The organism is Bacillus sp. REN16 (assembly GCF_020731355.1).
Classification (GTDB): Bacteria; Bacillota; Bacilli; order Bacillales; family Bacillaceae_L; genus Ferdinandcohnia.
The window spans coordinates 24,834-41,598 of sequence record NZ_JAJFZK010000016.1; the positions used below are offsets into that span (position 1 = coordinate 24,834).

General features: G+C 34.0%; 18 protein-coding genes and 1 pseudogene. 10 read left to right on the plus strand and 9 right to left on the minus strand.

Annotated features, from left to right (window positions below):
- Positions 1-89: 89 nt before the first annotated feature.
- Genes LKW28_RS18710 through LKW28_RS18720 form a run of 3 tightly spaced genes read left to right on the plus strand, consistent with a single transcriptional unit; the run spans position 90 to position 2,098 of the window.
- Positions 90-1,349, plus strand: coding sequence for a DNA polymerase thumb domain-containing protein (locus tag LKW28_RS18710; protein ID WP_229141962.1), 1,260 nt, complete (start codon positions 90-92; stop codon positions 1,347-1,349).
- Positions 1,350-1,367: 18 nt separating this feature from the next.
- The gene (locus LKW28_RS18715) at positions 1,368-1,703 is read left to right on the plus strand and encodes a YolD-like family protein (protein ID WP_229141963.1); all 336 of its coding nucleotides are present in this window, start codon (positions 1,368-1,370) and stop codon (positions 1,701-1,703) included.
- A gap of 11 nt (positions 1,704-1,714) precedes the next feature.
- Complete coding sequence (locus LKW28_RS18720) at positions 1,715-2,098, plus strand: hypothetical protein (RefSeq protein WP_229141964.1); 384 nt, start codon at positions 1,715-1,717, stop codon at positions 2,096-2,098.
- A gap of 54 nt (positions 2,099-2,152) precedes the next feature.
- Here LKW28_RS18720 and LKW28_RS18725 read toward each other — a convergent pair whose 3' ends face one another.
- The 4 genes from LKW28_RS18725 to LKW28_RS18740 all read right to left on the minus strand — a co-directional run bounded on the left by LKW28_RS18725 (position 2,153) and on the right by LKW28_RS18740 (position 4,510).
- The gene (locus tag LKW28_RS18725) at positions 2,153-2,902 is read right to left on the minus strand and encodes a Panacea domain-containing protein (RefSeq protein WP_229141965.1); all 750 of its coding nucleotides are present in this window, start codon (positions 2,900-2,902) and stop codon (positions 2,153-2,155) included.
- 13 nt (positions 2,903-2,915) lie between these two features.
- Positions 2,916-3,602, minus strand: coding sequence for a hypothetical protein (locus tag LKW28_RS18730; RefSeq protein WP_229141966.1), 687 nt, complete (start codon positions 3,600-3,602; stop codon positions 2,916-2,918).
- Between the two features lie 179 nt (positions 3,603-3,781).
- The gene (locus LKW28_RS18735) at positions 3,782-4,006 is read right to left on the minus strand and encodes a hypothetical protein (protein ID WP_229141967.1); all 225 of its coding nucleotides are present in this window, start codon (positions 4,004-4,006) and stop codon (positions 3,782-3,784) included.
- Positions 4,007-4,123: 117 nt separating this feature from the next.
- Positions 4,124-4,510: a hypothetical protein gene (locus LKW28_RS18740; protein WP_229141968.1), complete on the minus strand. Its 387-nt coding sequence runs from the start codon at positions 4,508-4,510 to the stop codon at positions 4,124-4,126.
- A 219-nt stretch (positions 4,511-4,729) separates the two neighbouring features.
- Between LKW28_RS18740 and LKW28_RS18745 the strand changes: the two genes are divergently transcribed.
- The gene (locus LKW28_RS18745) at positions 4,730-4,933 is read left to right on the plus strand and encodes a helix-turn-helix domain-containing protein (protein WP_229141969.1); all 204 of its coding nucleotides are present in this window, start codon (positions 4,730-4,732) and stop codon (positions 4,931-4,933) included.
- 542 nt (positions 4,934-5,475) lie between these two features.
- Positions 5,476-5,796, plus strand: a complete 321-nt coding sequence (locus LKW28_RS18750) for a DUF771 domain-containing protein (protein WP_229141970.1) — start codon at positions 5,476-5,478, stop codon at positions 5,794-5,796.
- Between the two features lie 815 nt (positions 5,797-6,611).
- On the opposite strand, the gene LKW28_RS18755 is transcribed toward LKW28_RS18750, so the two are convergent.
- On the minus strand, positions 6,612-7,400 hold the full coding sequence (locus tag LKW28_RS18755) for a DUF5677 domain-containing protein (protein ID WP_229141971.1): 789 nt from the start codon (positions 7,398-7,400) through the stop codon (positions 6,612-6,614).
- Between the two features lie 636 nt (positions 7,401-8,036).
- Complete coding sequence (locus LKW28_RS18760; protein ID WP_229141972.1) at positions 8,037-8,573, minus strand: hypothetical protein; 537 nt, start codon at positions 8,571-8,573, stop codon at positions 8,037-8,039.
- 294 nt (positions 8,574-8,867) lie between these two features.
- Between LKW28_RS18760 and LKW28_RS18765 the strand changes: the two genes are divergently transcribed.
- The 3 genes from LKW28_RS18765 (at position 8,868) to LKW28_RS18775 (ending at position 11,836) form a co-directional block, all read left to right on the plus strand.
- Complete coding sequence (locus LKW28_RS18765; RefSeq protein ID WP_229141973.1) at positions 8,868-10,085, plus strand: hypothetical protein; 1,218 nt, start codon at positions 8,868-8,870, stop codon at positions 10,083-10,085.
- Between the two features lie 28 nt (positions 10,086-10,113).
- Positions 10,114-10,752 (plus strand): hypothetical protein, encoded by a 639-nt coding sequence (locus LKW28_RS18770; RefSeq protein WP_229141974.1) that lies wholly within the window; start codon positions 10,114-10,116, stop codon positions 10,750-10,752.
- 154 nt (positions 10,753-10,906) lie between these two features.
- Positions 10,907-11,836 carry a transposase family protein gene (locus tag LKW28_RS18775; RefSeq protein WP_229141993.1) on the plus strand — a complete coding sequence of 310 codons (930 nt, stop codon included), beginning with the start codon at positions 10,907-10,909 and terminating at the stop codon, positions 11,834-11,836.
- Positions 11,837-11,915: 79 nt separating this feature from the next.
- Here LKW28_RS18775 and LKW28_RS18780 read toward each other — a convergent pair whose 3' ends face one another.
- From LKW28_RS18780 to LKW28_RS18790, 3 genes are all read right to left on the minus strand, one after another.
- Positions 11,916-12,821 carry a DDE-type integrase/transposase/recombinase gene (locus tag LKW28_RS18780; protein WP_229141975.1) on the minus strand — a complete coding sequence of 302 codons (906 nt, stop codon included), beginning with the start codon at positions 12,819-12,821 and terminating at the stop codon, positions 11,916-11,918.
- Between the two features lie 51 nt (positions 12,822-12,872).
- Positions 12,873-13,148 carry a helix-turn-helix domain-containing protein gene (locus LKW28_RS18785; protein ID WP_229141976.1) on the minus strand — a complete coding sequence of 92 codons (276 nt, stop codon included), beginning with the start codon at positions 13,146-13,148 and terminating at the stop codon, positions 12,873-12,875.
- Between the two features lie 175 nt (positions 13,149-13,323).
- The gene (locus tag LKW28_RS18790) at positions 13,324-13,953 is read right to left on the minus strand and encodes a hypothetical protein (protein WP_229141977.1); all 630 of its coding nucleotides are present in this window, start codon (positions 13,951-13,953) and stop codon (positions 13,324-13,326) included.
- A gap of 180 nt (positions 13,954-14,133) precedes the next feature.
- On the opposite strand from LKW28_RS18790, the pseudogene LKW28_RS18795 reads away from it, so the two are divergent.
- A pseudogene (locus LKW28_RS18795) lies at positions 14,134-14,739 on the plus strand (Tn3 family transposase); the annotation flags it as partial.
- A 647-nt stretch (positions 14,740-15,386) separates the two neighbouring features.
- A complete protein-coding gene (locus LKW28_RS18800) occupies positions 15,387-16,622 on the plus strand; it encodes a replication initiation protein (protein ID WP_229141978.1) in 1,236 nt (411 codons plus the stop codon).
- Positions 16,623-16,765: the final 143 nt, after the last annotated feature.

A 16,765-nucleotide genomic window follows, 5' to 3' on the forward strand; every position in this document is an offset into this window, starting at 1 on the left:
ATGTTTATATTTCCAGTACCATTCGAACGTATATTCCCGTATAATATGAATAAAATAAGAACATACATTCTTTTGTGGAGATGAATCTAATGGTTGATTACAGTCAGCTACCTGTCCAAAAAATATTATGCGTGGATATGAAAAGCTTTTATGCAAGTTGTGCCGCGGTTATGATGGGTCTTGATCCGCTCGAGTGCTATTTGGCGGTTGTTGGAGACACAGACCGCCAAGGTAGTGTGGTGCTTGCAGCTTCCCCAAAATTAAAAAAGGAATTTGGTATCAAAACGGGATCACGTTTGTATGAGATTCCAAAGGACCCTAAAATCCATGTTGTAAATCCAAAAATGAAGACTTTTTTACACATCTCAACAGAAATCACAAAACTATTTAACCAGTATGTCCCTAAAGAAGACGTTCACGTCTACAGCGTTGACGAAAGTTTTATAAGAGTCGATGGCGTACAAAGATTGTGGGGAGATGCGCTCACAATCGCTCATAAAATCAAAAGTGATATCAAAGAACAGTTCGGCCTTACGTGTACTGTTGGTATTGGTCCTAATATGTTGATGGCTAAGTTATGCTTAGACCTTGAAGCAAAGAAAAAAGGTATTGCAGAGTGGACATACGATGATGTGCAGAGTAAATTGTGGAAAGTATCCCCTCTTAGTGAAATGTGGGGAATCGGTAGACGAACTGAAAAAACACTTAATCGTATGGGAATCACAAACGTCGGCCGCCTTGCTCGCTATCCCCTTAACCTACTTGAAAAAAAATTCGGGGTGATGGGAAATCAACTTTATTATCATGCATGGGGCGTGGACTTATCAGATATTAGCGCACCTATTAAGCGTGAACAAATCAGCTTTGGTAAAAGTCAAATACTCATGCGAGATTATCCGGATCCGGAAGAGGTAGAGCACGTCATTTTAGAAATGTGCGAGGAAGTAGCTAGGCGTGCAAGGCATGCTCGTAAGGTTGTAAGAACTATTAGTTTAGGGGTTGGCTATAGCAAAGACGAATTAGGTGGTGGTTTTTATCGTTCAAGGACGATTGATACCCCAACGAATATAACAATGGAAATTTATAAAGTGTGCCTTGAATTGTTTAATCAGTTTTATACTCGAAAAACAGTAAGACAGATTTCAATTTCCCTTTCAAAAATTGAGGATGACGACAATATGCAGCTCGATTTGTTTTATTTGGACAGAGAAAAGAAAAGCAAGCTTGGCTATGTTATGGACCAAATACGTACTAAATACGGATCTGATGCCATCTTGCGAGCAGTATCTTACACCAGCGCTGGAACGTCAAAGCATAGAGGTAGACTTGTAGGCGGCCATAAGGCTTAAAATATGGGGGGTAGTACAATGATAAAAGATAGAGGGAAAATCAAATGGGGTGCTGCGTTTATGTTGCCTGAAATGATTTCCGTACAAAGTCGTATCGACTGGGATGCTAAAAAGGTTGAAAGGCCCACACTTGATGAGAATCAACTTGAAGAGATTAACCAAGCTATATGTACGGCGATGGAGTTTAACCAGGACTTAGTATTTACTCTTTTTGACCGTGGTGAATTTGTGCTATTACTTGGTAGAGTGCATTATGTTGACCAACTTAAGAATGAGCTACGAATAGTGGATAAATTCGAGGAGCTACACTACGTTAAATTTAAAGATATTGTAAAAGTAAACATCAACGATTGAGGTTATTTCCCATGAAGCCTAATATATCTGATAACGAACAACAACTAATATACGACTACGTTTACAATACAAAATTAATTGAGCTTCTCGAATCTGATTTATTAAAAATCGATAAATCCAGATTAAAAATCACAGGGAGCTATGTTCATTTACTTGAAGATATTTTGAGGAAAGTCCGATTATATGTTAAAGATATGAAGATGGAAATGAAGAGATTGGATATCAAAGTGTTTCCTGGAAAGTATGTAGAGGATATTATCATTCAGTATCTTTATACCGCTCATGGTTACAAGGGGGAAATGAGGTTTTGGGATGCAGCACTTAATAATCATGTTGCAGAGTGGTTATTTAAATACTTAAAGACGTTCGGTGATACGGGTACCGCCATAGGATAATTTGCCGTTTTGATACCATCAAAAAAAGACTTACTCGATGTAAGTCTTTTTAATTTATTCAGTAAGATAATGATATTGTGTAATTAGATCGTCTGTAATTACACAATTCCAACCTTCCTTAAACACTCTATCCCACGGACCACCTGGTGCATGAGTTTTTTCAACTAAATCAAAAGGTAATGTATCTTCATATTTTTCAATAACATCAATTACACACTCGGCAACAACATAACCATATTCAGAAGACAGTATCTTCATTAAAGATGGTGAATATGCATTTTTATCTGCATTAATACTAAAAGTTTCATCTTCTTCAAAATCAATAATAGAAGAACCGTAACTTCTATATTTTTTGAAGACATCCTCAACAACAGGCCCATGTTTGTAGGCAACAATCGGATCTTTAAAAAGTTTCTCGCCTGTTCTTAATAAAAATTCTGCGTAAACATAATAAATCAATTTTTGAAGTTTCAAGTGGGACACAGAGCTTACCGTTAAAATAAACTTCGCTAAGTCATAAGCTGTTAATTCTTGGTCGTTCAATATAACCTCAATAAATCGATCTATATCTTGAGTTACGAAAATATCCTTAAAAAAGGAATCTTTTTCGACTACAGAATCCCAATCTGTGGAATCAGTTGAGAGTTTATGGATGCCATATTGCACAGGTCCACAATATTTTTTCACTTTTTTCAAAGAAGTTTCAATATAATCCTTATCCAATCGAGCATCGCTAGAATAATGCCATCCTACCCTTCTACCACCAGCATAATCACTAACGATTATTATATAATGAAACGCCATGCTAGCACCTCCCTTAACTAATTTCGCTTGAGTTTTTATAAATCTCAGCCCATTTCGTATACTCTTGTTTATGAAGCGTATGCGACTTATCATTTGTGGTTAGATTGTCTGGATCCCAAATCTGTAGTTCCCACGGAAAATATTTATTACTTTCTCCATAAAAGTATACATGAGTAGCTTTGTAATTTAATTTTGACGAATCTCTAATCATTACCCGATTAGAATATATTTGAGATATTTTCTCGCCAATCTTCTTAAAATATTCATCATTATGGTCAAATTGCTTAAAAATTATTCTAAAACCTAATAAATCATTTAAGCATTTATTTAAGTCAATTTTACCTTGTTCTGGTTTTCCAACTCTATAGTATTTTAACTTATTCACTATAGAATCTGGTTGCTTTACACGTAACCTTAAATCAAATTCTATAAAATCATATTCTAACTCGATATCGTATGTTAACTTTTTTAAACGTTCTGTATAACCCATAATCAGTTGGTAAAAACTTTTATTAATCGTAAATAACTCTGTTTCATCAGATACAGAAGTTACATGTCTAATTTGCTTTTTTTTCAAATTGATTAGCTCTACATTTTCTAATATGCTAAATTCTGTTGAAAAATCACTATGCAACTTATAAATTTTACCGATTAAATCGAGTAGCTTTTCGTAAAGTAAACCTTGAATCGTTTTATCCATTTTAAATTCCTTACAAAAATACTTTGTGTTTCAATCATATAGTCTGTCCAAAAAATATACAACAAAAACGTGTTGCATTTTAAATGGAAAAGTATGTACAAGAAATAGATTCAATAATCAAAACAAAAATCCTTCAAAAAAATTAAAAAATCCTACCTCCTTAAGAGATAGGACGTTCTTCATTCTAATTTTAAGTTATTTTTATTTTCAAATTCCTTCAATGCTTCAGCTACAATTTCGTCTTTATTACCTGTCTTCGTGACTCTTACTCCTCCATGTCCCCACTGCGTCGGCAGCACAAATACGTCGAATTCACCATTTGCCATCTCTGCAATTGTCAAATTCACCATCGATTTAAATTCCTGAATTGCTGTTAATTCCTTAATTTCGGTATTCATGATCATTTTTTACATCCCCCATTTAATAAAAAACCACCTATTTGTCTCCATCAAACAGGTGGCCAAAAGCGTTTCGGATCCTCTTAATCCTCTGCTTGATTGTAGGTCTAAAATGGAAAAAATTCAGTGAAGTTTGTCACATTTTTGTTTTGTAATTGCCCCCATAGCTTCCAGCACAATTTTAGCGTCTTTATTAAAGTAAGTAATTATATCCTCACGAAGCAATAACTGAGAGTTTTCTTTTACAAGCAATTTTAATCCCCTTAAATCAAACCTTGTTGCATAGCTATTAATTGTATTTATTATTGCTAACTCATTTCTTTGTAACGGCTTATAATCGGAATTATGCATGTCGGTTATGACTTTCAATAGTTCCCGCGCGTTTCTATTTAGATAATTCCTTTTAGAATTTAGCAGATCAATATTTTCTTCAATGTATTTCCTTGCCGTGACTAAATCAAGAGCATCTACGCTGTTGTTTATTTCATTAATCACTTGTTTTAAATCCATGTAAAAAGCTCCTTTTAAAAATATTGTCGAATATTGTCTAATTTTAATATCGGTTGTAACTACAAATGAATAAAGCCCTACCTTTATAGAGATAGGGCGTAAATATTAATACATATATTTACTTTGGCATCTGACTTTGGTACTTATACAATAGGATGGCATATTCCTCTAAAGAAAAATAGGAATTAATAAATATTTATGAGACTTGAGGTAATTCATTTGCAACGAAACACTTTAACAGTTGAGGATGTCGCTCAATACCTTGGCGTTCATAGAGACATAATCTACACTATGGTACGACAAAAGGAAATTCCACATTTCCGAGTTCGTCGTCGCATTTTCTCTAGTCTGGAAACAATTGAACAATGGATACGAGAACAGGAGGGATCCATCCATAAAAATTCTATTGGAGGTAATAGTTAATGCATTTAACAATGACATTGAACAAATAGAAGCTGATTTTTTCAAAGAACGGTTAGAAAATTAATCCAGTCAGCTTACGAAAAAGGTGTGGAGGACGTGATCAAGCGTTTTTCATATCCTCCAGTGCTAAGAAATAGCTACTTGTCTGAAATTCTACAAATAGCAAAGCCAACAGTTATTAAAGTAACAAGCAACCCATCTTTCCCAAGATTACAAGGCATCAAAGGCCGATATCCAAGGGACTTAGTTTTCGAATGGATTGAAGCAAATTCTATTTATTTGAAATAGGTGTTCTAAGTAAAGATGCCACCTACCGCCAAATAGGTGGCATTTATAAGTTTCCCATCACCTACATTTTGATTTTAATTCAAAAAATGGAAAAAGCCAGTTAAGTTTGGCACACAGAGCCTTGTTATTTTTCGGGTAACGTTATTCCTCTTTGAGGAACGTTCTAAGACCCATAAAACAGTTTACTGTATAATATGGGCACTCTGTGAAAATAAATTAAAATAAATTATAAGTAAAATAAAGGAGATAGCAAAATGCAGCAACTCAAAGTAGAGCTAACTATTCCTGTTTCATCTGATAAAATCCTTATTTCAAAATTCGAACTTGAAGAATTAAAGAAAAACGAATTAACCGGAGTCTTTTGGAACATGAAAACTCTCGAACAGAGGACAGGAAAAAAGCATGAATGGATTAAAGAAAACATACTTTTCCCTTCTCGTTTCCGAACAATATTAGATGTAGATCATGGAGGGTTTGTATATTACCCTAAATCAAAAGGGCAGACTTGGACCTTTCAAGCTACAAAAATGGCAGAATTTCTAGAAAAGAATTTCAATAAAATTTTCGCAAGCTAAATATGTTTCATTTCTCACAAAAAAATTGATTTAAATAAATTATAATAATTTGGTTTTGTTTCTAAGCTTCAGAAGTGCTATAATATTGCCATACATTGTATATACACTATATAGACGTTGTCTAGACAGTGCAATGCAACTAATTTGAATAACTTTCAAACTTTGACTTAAAACAAAAAAACCAAGTGTCCTACCACTCGGTTTAAAAAGAGAATATGTGCTTTTTGGCGTTTACCTTACCTCGTTATTGGTAAAACTGAGACTAAATTTCTTTCTTTTAACCTTGTTCTAACTCCTACATTAGACTTGGTTATTTTTTTTTGGAACGAATCCAACGATTATGAGACCTAACGAAAAATCCGAATCAGAAGTAAAGTTTTTAACGAAATCTACCAGACTAGTAATTGCAGACACCACTTCTAAAATCTCCGTAACCTTCGTCCCCCCTTCTTCAAGGAAGGGACACCAAAAAGGAATCTAGTTGTATGTTGCTATAAATATTATACCCCATGAATAACCTTGAGCAAGACAAATATTGACAATCATTTCTAAAGAAATACAATCCAATTGCAACGGTTCTCTCTATTATTTATTTCAAATCCTTATCTAAATTTAGCAAACCACTTTCAAAAATAATTTTTTAATTGTATTATGTAAACTAAAAGAAGTTCCATCGTATAGCAGAACCTCTTTGCTTAGTATCTATCAGCTAATTTTTAAACTCGAAACATAATATAAACTATGCTTATTTTTCGCAGGTACTCGTTTAACCAGCTATATGGGCTCGTTCAGTGTCCTCCATATAGCTGGTAAAACTATTTATATCTATAATTAGCAGCTATAATGTTATTGAAAACTTTTATTTCTTCTTTTAAACCGTAAAAAGAATAAATAGATCTAATGGTTTCAATCATAAAATTTGAAGCAATACTAATATGAGTCTTAGAGTCAACTTCTTTCCTTAAGACAGTTACATAATTCTCTTCAAAGTGAAAATATTTCAGTGATTCCTGTGCGTGCACTTCCCCTGAAAATATTTGATAAAGTAAAATATACTGATCTTCTATACCTAGATAAGCACTCAACTTGCGCAAATTGTTGATTCTTCCATTAAAATTGTACCACTTTTGTGTCTTAATTTTTTTATCGTATGGGTTAAAGATTTCAATCTCTTCTCTGTGGTTTAGGTCTGAAAATTTCGGGAAATCGGTTATGAACTTATCTCGTTTTATATTCAAAAAACTCCTTACTTTACTCCCCACTAAAGTCTGTTCTGCTATAGAATCAAAAATTCTAAGTTCTCTTCTCTTTAATGAGTAAATGTAAGCTGCACCTCTATTACTTGTATCTTTTTCTAGTATGAATTTCAGATATATAAAATTCTCGAACATCATTCTTGCAATTGCATCTAATGTATTATAGTTTTTGTTTTCAACAAGAGTAATTAAGGATGTGGTTTTTCCAATCATATCTTCAAGTAGACCTAGAATTGCTGCATCATGAAGTTCAATTTCTTTGTTTGGATAGTGCATTGTAAAACATTTATCTAATATGTTTTTAGTAACTTTATCTGATTCTTTTACTATTCTTTTAATAATCTTCAAAACTCTTCCCCCTCGTATCAAACTTGACCCATTAACCGAAGTATATAAAATCAGCAGGATAAAAGCTCTTTTGAAGTCCACAAGATTTACCTTCATCAGCAATTATACTTGGGGATTTACCATCCTTCCAAATAAAGTTACCAATAATGTAGAACTTTCCTGCAGTTAAATATCCAGAGGAAAAATAAAAAGCCATAGCGTTAAGCTATGACTTTTAACAAACAAGGATTTAGGTGGGGTGGCACTCCCGCATCTCCAAACAATGGGCGATGGCTGCCTGTTCCATCTTCAGAAACCCTTGTATTATTAACTTATGTTGTCCTTAATGTAATTATACAGAAAAACTTTCCAATTTCAAGATAGAGAAAAAAGTCCAGGTTAATACCTGGCTTATTTTAGTTTTAATAAGTAATCTTCAAGGGTCTCTTCAATCAAAATATATATATTTCTCTCTTGTAATAAGGATTGCAACTTTAATTCTTTATGTAGTTCCGTCCGCAAATCAAATGAAACACGCTTTCTTTCAATCTTCTTTGCTAGGAAGGGTTTATTTCTTCTTTGTATAGCTTTTCCGTTCTGAGTAACTAAGTGCTCTTTTCGTACAATCTCAAAACATTAAAGGAACGAAAGATATATTTAACTATTTGACCGTTTCTCAACTTCATCTAAAAGATTATGAATTTGACTTTCATAGAATTTTACCTCATTTTCTGATAAGGCCTCAATCATATTTTGTTTTAATTCATTAAATTTCGTTCTCTCATTTTCAGTAAGACTTTCTTTTAACGAATAATATCCTGCTTTTATAGAGACAAATCCCCTTCTTATTAACATTAGTTGTAATTCCTCTTGAGAATAGGGAGTGTGCTTAGCCATTTCATGTAGCGGTATACCACTTTCTAAACAGTTTATGATAATTTGCAGCATCCCTTCATCTTCTGCATCTTTTAGTCTACTTTTTTCATCTGAATGTGCTAATGTTTTAGCCAATTCCTCCCTGTTAGAAAGTTTGTAATTCTGTTTAATCTCTAATTTATCAAGTTCTTGAATAATACCTTTTAAATCATCTACAATTTGATTCTTTCCATACGTATGATCATTCTCCTTTTGTATTGAAATAACTATATTTAATATTTTTTGTTTTAGCTCAACTATATGAAATTTGTTAAACATATTGAATATCCACATCCCTTTCTAAAATATTTATACAACTCTATTATATACCAAATGGAAAATATTGACAATTGCTATTCAATGCGCTAGAATTAATATACTGAGTATTCAAAATATATAACGAGGAAGGAGGAGAATTAGTATGCTACTTCAATTTCTTACTGAGAAACATAAAAAAATATTGGATAAAATATGTGTCATCATAGCTGTTATCACTATAGCAGCAGGGCTTACTTCATATTTTTTAAACTAACGCACAACCGATAATAAAGGTTAATAAGGGGGTTGACTTATATGAATACACTTTTACATTTTGCAGATGTAGCTTTGCAGTACTCTAGAGGAAGACAAACGGGTTTATGGGGATTGATTGGAATAGTACTAGCACTAGTTATAGTAGCAGCATGGGACTATATTCTACCTGTTTTTGAAACATTGGGAATCGTTGCCTTACTAGATAAAATGGGCTTGATCTATGAGGGATCTCCTGGCATGACAGCATTTCGTATTTTTGTAGCATTTATCATATTATATATGTGCCTTATCATTGTGGGGTTGGCCTTATTAGCAGTATTTTCAGCTGTTATGGCTGTATCTCAAAGTAAAATTGGCCAAGGGTTACTACTCGTAGCACTCTTCCTTATTTTTTTCCCGTTTGTGGCTCTTTATGGGATTGTGAGACTTCTAGTGTTCATGGGTGATAAAAAAGAGAAGAGACAGGACCCAGTGGCTTATGCGGAACGAAAAAGATTAGAGAAAAATAAAATGGTTATAGATTATTTAATTACGGCTGGTGTGGAAGAAGAGAAAACCAAAATCCTTCGACAGCGTGAAAAAGAATGTGAAGAATTGTGGGAAAGATTCCAATACGATAAAGCAGATGAAATCATGAATGCCCCTTTAGAAGTAAAGGAAGACAATATTATCTCTTTTGAGGATGCAAAAAATCGCTTAAACCGATTACCTACAATGGGAGATTATTTCTTTTTGCTAGGTGTAACTTATGAAAGAGATATTTATTTGTTGGTACCAAGACCACAACTTCCATATCAAAATGATAAATTTATAGGAGAGAAATGGTTGCTTAAGGGTGAAATTAACTATCAATCGAAGGAAAGAGAGTTTTATATTGATTTAGACAACTCACCTTTTGACAGGGATAGAGAGTATCCAAAAATGGATAAAATCAATTATTTCGACCACTGCAGACATACTTTTAACGAAATCCCCTTTGAAGAATTTGAATTATTTATTGATCCAGCTCGGTGTGGTTTTGATAGGGATTTTAGAGCATATTTGCAATATGCACACTTTCAATATTACGTGGAATGGGAATTGGATTTGTACTTTATACAAAAAAGAAATTTAAAGAATAAAATAAATAATGCTCAAACAAAAGAAGAATTCGATAGACTGGTAAACGAAATCAAGCCATTTAATATCAGAAATGAAGACGTTGTGTCAAAAATCTGGGAACAAAGCTCAAAATATGCTGAGAATGCAAGTATTTAATTGTTGAAGAAAGGATTAGTGAGATTACATGGCTTTAAGACTAGCAGTTGATAATACAAAAAATAAAAATAGCAGTCCAACCTGCAGGAACAATTGTGAACTATTCGATCCATTGTCCGAACAGTGTGGTATACATAATAATATCAATGCTAATGATCCCGCGCTTATCTTTAGATGCGGAGATGTGATTTACAAAGAGCAAAATAATTTTATTGCAAATTACCCCTTACCTACAAATAACGATCTGAACAACCTTAGTCTACATGAAGATGAATTCGAATCGCAGTATTATGATGAATCAACATTCTTCGAAATAATGGGAGTAAAGTTTGATGAAACTAAATCGACCTATCCATCTATCCCGGATTATCCAGCCACTCGGAATGATGCAATATGGTATATAGATCCTAAAAAAGAATGGGGTTGCTGGATTATCAATAAATCAAAACAAAGATTTATGGCTGTTAATGAAGGAACACTGATACAAGGTTGGGCAAAAAATGTTTATAAGTCACCTTATCCAAGGCATAATCATAATGCTTCACTTCCATTAGCCTCAAAAATGGCTTGGTATGTTGATGAAGATGGATATGGTCAATATGTAATACTCTCTAACGGAAACATTTCCATGATATCTATTCCTAAGCCAGACTATTGGAAAGAGTAGTACAATCATATAAATGTATAGAAATACAGCTCTGAGGAGTAAAAATTCTTCGAGTTAATTTTAGTAATTAAATCCCCAAAAACTCCTGAATTATGGGATAATTTTACTGTGACAAACACAGTAAAATAGCGTTTTTTGGAGGGATTTAAATTTGATGACAAGAAAAGAGAAACGAGAACAAGCAAAAGGAAAAAATTATTTTTTCGAGTTCATGAAAATTCAAAAGCACTTCTTCAAAGACCTAACAAAAATGTTTAAAAAAGTAAATGATCCTCGATCACAAAGCTACATTACCTATGACCCAGAGGTCCTATTATTTATGATAATCCTAAAAAATGCGACTGGTTTAAAATCCATGAGAAATATGACGGATCGTTTCAATAAAGAGGAATGTATTGAAAACATAAAAAAAGTGCTCAATATTGAGAATCTGGAAGAACTTCCTCACTATGATACAATCAATAACTTTTTGTCCAAATTAGACATTACGGAATTGGAAAAGATCAGAATCTATATGATCAAAGAACTTCTGAAAAAGAGATGTTTTGAAGACTATCGGATAGAGGGAAAGTATTGGGCTATCGTATTTGATGGTACAGGGTTATTTAAATTTAATGAACGTCACTGTGAACACTGTTTAAAACGGGAAAGAAAGAATGAAGAAACAGGAGAAGCCACCGCTTATTATATGCATCATGTACTTGAAGCAAAGCTGATCGTGGGAGAAATGGTCTTTAGTATTGGGTCAGAATTTATTGAAAATGAATCAGAAGATGTATCGAAACAAGACTGTGAAATCAAAGCATTCTACAGGCTGGCAGAGAAAATAAAAGGGATCTTTAAACGGCTGCCGATTTGTATGCAAGGAGATTCCCTTTATGCATGTGAACCTGTATTTAAACTTTGCCAAAAGTATAAATGGAAATACTTATTAAGGTTTAAAGAAGGGCGAATAAAAACCGTAGCCTCAGAATTTTATAACATCAAGAAATTAGAACAGGACTTTCCAGCCCCAATCTCGCCGGTCACTAACCCAAATGAACGTGTTTTGACCATGTATTGGAGCCGGGCAACGCATTGTTGAAAAGAGCTTGATTGATACAAGTTTTCCGTCGAAATTTCTTTTGTAAAAGGGGTACAATCCCATCCGAAAAAATGACTAATCATACCGATTCACCTTTCTCCATCAGGTTCACAAAGCCATTCTGATGATTTTGCTTTTGTTGTTCTTGATATTCCTCATAGACTAGTTCAATATAATTAAGCCCTGTTTTCTGAATCCTTTCCTCAGATTCCGATTTTGGGCTTTCTTCAGGCTTATCCCATTTCATGGAACGCTGTACCATTACAACGGCGTCTTTCAGTCGCCTTTCCTCTTTCCAAACCTGTATAATCGTTCGGATTGGATGATCACATTTCTGATAACGATCTATCGGTCGTTGTTTAAAGCTGTTATGAACTTTTTGGTGATAGGCTACTTCCAGCCATGCCATAAAAAATCGATTTAAATCAGCTAATGTTTGGATTTTTTCTTGTTCAATTAAGTCGTATGCTTCCGGAACGAAGCTTTGATCCACAAAACGAAAGAACTTTTCTTGTTTTCCGCGGCCTTGGGGGCGATAGGGTTTAGTATGTTTAAGCTGTGTCCCCAATCTTCCGCATATTCTGGCAAAATGATGGGAAGAATAGATAGCTCCATTATCGACATAGATCATGGATGGAATCCCGTGCTTCATTATAGCTTTTTTTAGACAGTCTTCTAATCGCGGTACACGCTCTTCAAAATAAAACTGCGCGTGAACGACGTACCGGCTATAATCATCAAGGAATACAACCAGATAAGCCATTTTTCTCTTTCCCTTTTTCTCGGGATGAGGCAAATAAAGGGTATGCTGGACATCTCCCTGCCAACAGGCGTTACGATGTTCTGCCTCAAACCTCCGAAAGGAATCCTTATTATCTTTTTCTAATGCCTTTTTGGTCATTCCCCGGCGCCGGAGTTGTTTAGAAAGGGTGCTTTCTTTCAATTCTCCTGGCTGCACAAATTTAGCCAACTCTAAAATAGCCATAATCTGCCGGACACTTCTTGTTGGATTTTCTTTCTTTAAAGCGATAGCTTTTTATAGAACCGCCGGTTCGATGGTCTTTGAACTAAGCTGATCTGCCCGAGGGGAAGGCTTTAACGCATCCCATCCACCTTCTCTATAGACTTTCATGTATCTTTCCAGTGTACGAACACTTACCGTTTTGGCAGTGCTGAATGGAATGTCATATGAATGCCTCGCAATTTCCTTTAACTGCTGAGCTTGTTCTCCCGGTTCCAGTTTACGGGTGACCAACGGGGCAATGAGTCCATAACGAAAGTTGGCAATCTCTTGTCTTTGTTTTTCATCCATCCTAATCTCTCCTCTATAGATATTCCATAAAATTATGGCATACAAGACCCATTAAAACAGGACGGCATATTTTGTTGGACAATGAGTTAATAAATGGAATAATTTAGGTGAAATTGAGTGTCAGATTGAAAAATTGCATTCGTCATAGAAGGTGACGGTAGGTTGATCATCTAGATCAGAGACGCAACTCGGCAGGAAGATGGGTATTTAGGAAAGACAAATAACCCATCAGTGATGGGTTAAATTGGAAGCGGTAAACGTATTTTTGAAGAAGAAAATAAAACCATTTAATGGTATCTAAAGGAGATGGATTTACACCTTTTGAATGAAGGCGAAGTAAATCCTCCACCTCCCCAAAATGAATAAGTCTGCCCGCAACCCAAATGGAAGTACGATCAATTTGTGCCAGGTACCGATTCCACCAACGTTTGATAGTTGTAGCTGAAATTCCACCAATAGACGGGGAGACAATGCTTTTTGAAATCTTTTCAAAGCTGATTCCTTTCCTTCTCCGCTTGAAGACCGCCTCGCGAGAGGTCGTAACCACACGAGCCCAAGGAATAAGGAAATTTGGAAAAAGGGAAACTGTCTTTCCGCAAGTCGGACAATACCACCGGTAGATAGGAATAAGAATGCACTGGTACTTAGTGGTCACCCACCGAAAATAGCGGCCATGTTTATATAATATTCTTTTTTTACAGTCTTTATCGGGGCAACACAAAGAAATATTGGGGCGTTTTTCCCCATAATCTTTTAAATAGGACTTGAGTGTTTTCCCAAAAGGTAGTATTCTATTTTTATACATGGTTTATTTTTTAGCCCCCAATCGACTGCAATCGATGGGGGCTTTTCCTTTATATTTTTATATAAAAATAGCCTAATCCACCGACATTGTAAAGATGGGATTAGGCTATTCTCGTTATGTAATTACTTCCAAGACTGACAAATACATTGACGAAATTATTAAGATCTAGCGTCATAGACAGTGATTGAAAACAATCATCGTCGTTCATTAGTCTCCTATTGGGGGAATAGAAGCATATCCTCCTCTGATGGTATGCACGTGCGAGTAGAGGTTTCTTCCCTTAGTACCGATCCTAATCCACATTATGGATCAGGCAAAGGAGCCACTATTTATCGATTCGTTAGTGGTCAATATTCATCTTTCTATTCAAAAGTAATTAATACGAACGCTCGCAATGCAGTTCATGTTATCGAAGGCCTTTTGCATCATGAGTCAGATTTATCAATCGAGGAGCATTCTACAGATACAGCTGGCTATACAGATCAAATTTTTGGATTGACCCATCTATTAGGATTTAAGTTTGCTCCACGACTACGGGATTTGTCAGACTCAAAACTTTAAGTAATTGGAAAATCAAGCAATTTTCCAAAATTCAAAGATTTCCTACGCGGACAAATTGATATGAAGGTCATACGTGAAAATTACGATGATGTTTTACGATTAGCACGTTCTATTCAAGAGGGGAAAGTATCGGGTGCATTTATTATGGGTAAGCTAGGCTCTTATGCTCGACAAAACAAGGTTGCTAGGGCACTTAGGGAGATGGGAAGGATTGAACAAAAATTAGCGCCGTATTCCCCTTCAAAATCTATTGATTTAGTGGGGGTTAGGCGCTAAGGTGAGTGGTGTTTTTTTATTTTAAAGCTAACTATAACAAAAGTCGACTAACTAGTAATTCTATTTTTTATGTAATAAAAAACAAGAGCCTAACTATAACAATTTCTGACTACAATTATTTTTAAAATTTGGATTGATTTCTTATTTTTAGTTTAGATTTTTACAAAAAAGAACATTAAAGGATAATTTTATTTAAAATTCACCAGCATCTTTTTTTGTTTTGATTGTTTTCTATAATTATTGTTTTCTTTGTTTTAAATGTTTTCTTTGTTTTAGGAGGCTTCAAACCTTTGATATTATTAGATTTATAGACTATTAATATAACAATTTCTAACTTAACTATAACAAAAACTAACTATAATCTAACGATTTCTAACCGAACCATAACAAAAATTGACTATGAGTTATAACAATTTCTGACTTAAAGATAACAATTTCCAACCTTGGATTTAAACTATAACAATTTCTAACCGCTAAATATAACAAAAATTCACCTATGTTATGTTATTTGAAGTTTCAGAAACATAACTCTTTGATAGACAAATTCTTTTTATTTTTGTTATATTTAAAACATAAGTTTGAAAAGGGGTATATTTATGGGGGCGTTATTAAATACAGAAAAAAGCATAAATGAAAATAATTTGGTTACCAAATCAAATAGATTAATAGAAGCTGCTTATAAATTAACGGAAATTGAACAAAAAATCATTCTTACCCTGATTAGCTTGGTTGAACCTGGTGATACTAAATTCCGATCTTTCACTTTTCCTATTAAAGATTTTACTAAATTAATCGGTACTAAAAGCGAAAAAAGATATAAGGAACTAGAAGAAATTACAGCGAATTTAATGTCAAAAGTCCATCAAATTCGTTTTGAAGATGGATTAACACAAGTCCAATGGCTAACAATGGCTAAATACAATTATAAACAAGGAACTATCACACTTACATTAAATGAATTTCTTGAACCATACTTATTGGATTTAAAAAAAGAATTTACTTCTTACCAATTAAAAAATGTTAGTAAGCTAAAAGGTCATTACTCCATACGTATTTATGAGTTGTTGCGACAATATCTAAATATGAGAAAAAAGGAAAGAACTTTCTTTCTCGACGATTTAAGAGAAAAGCTTGGCTGTGTTAACATCTATCCAGCTTACGCGAATTTTAAACAAAGGGTAATCGTTCCAGCGCAAAAACAAATTAACAAAAAATCCGATATTACGTTTGAGTTTGAAGAAATTAAAAAAGGTCGTTCGGTTAATAAGATTAAATTTATCATTAATCCAAAGGATTCTATTATCCACCCCCTTCCTTTCCCTGATTCTGATGAAATAATACAGGGTAAAGATAAAGAAGATGTTGTAGATGTGGAAGAAATAGCTGCTGATCTATTTGCGGTGTTAGAGGAAGAAGATATTAAAGAAATACATAAGCAAGCACTTGAATTAGGATTTAAAGTTTCAAAGAAAATTATCAAGAACTGGTTGGAATTTGGTAAAGATAACGTGATAAAAGTAATGGACTCAATCAGAGGGAATAAAAGGGTTGAAAATCCAATTGGTTTTATTTCATATAAATTAAAAAATGGTCCAGATGAAAAAGAATTTGTTCACCTTAATCCAGCAGAAGAAGCCTTTCAAGAGTTTATTAACGAAAAAAAACCTAAAAGTAGAAGATCCGAAATACTGCCTCATTGGTTTTTAAAAGATGATGCTATTCAAACTTTTTCAAAATTCATGTCTAAAGAAGAGGCAGAACGATTATGGTTAGAAAAGTATCCTGAAATTATGGAAAAATTGAATGAAATAAGAGAAAGATTACCAGACTAATAACTACTAACTACCTTCTCCCTTTTTGATAGGGAGTTTTTTATTTTCTATTGATAATCAGATAACTCTGTGGTAATGGGTTTAGGCAATAAACGGCAGCTGAAAGCTTGCCTGGTAAGGAAGCCTACCATTACCATTACCAC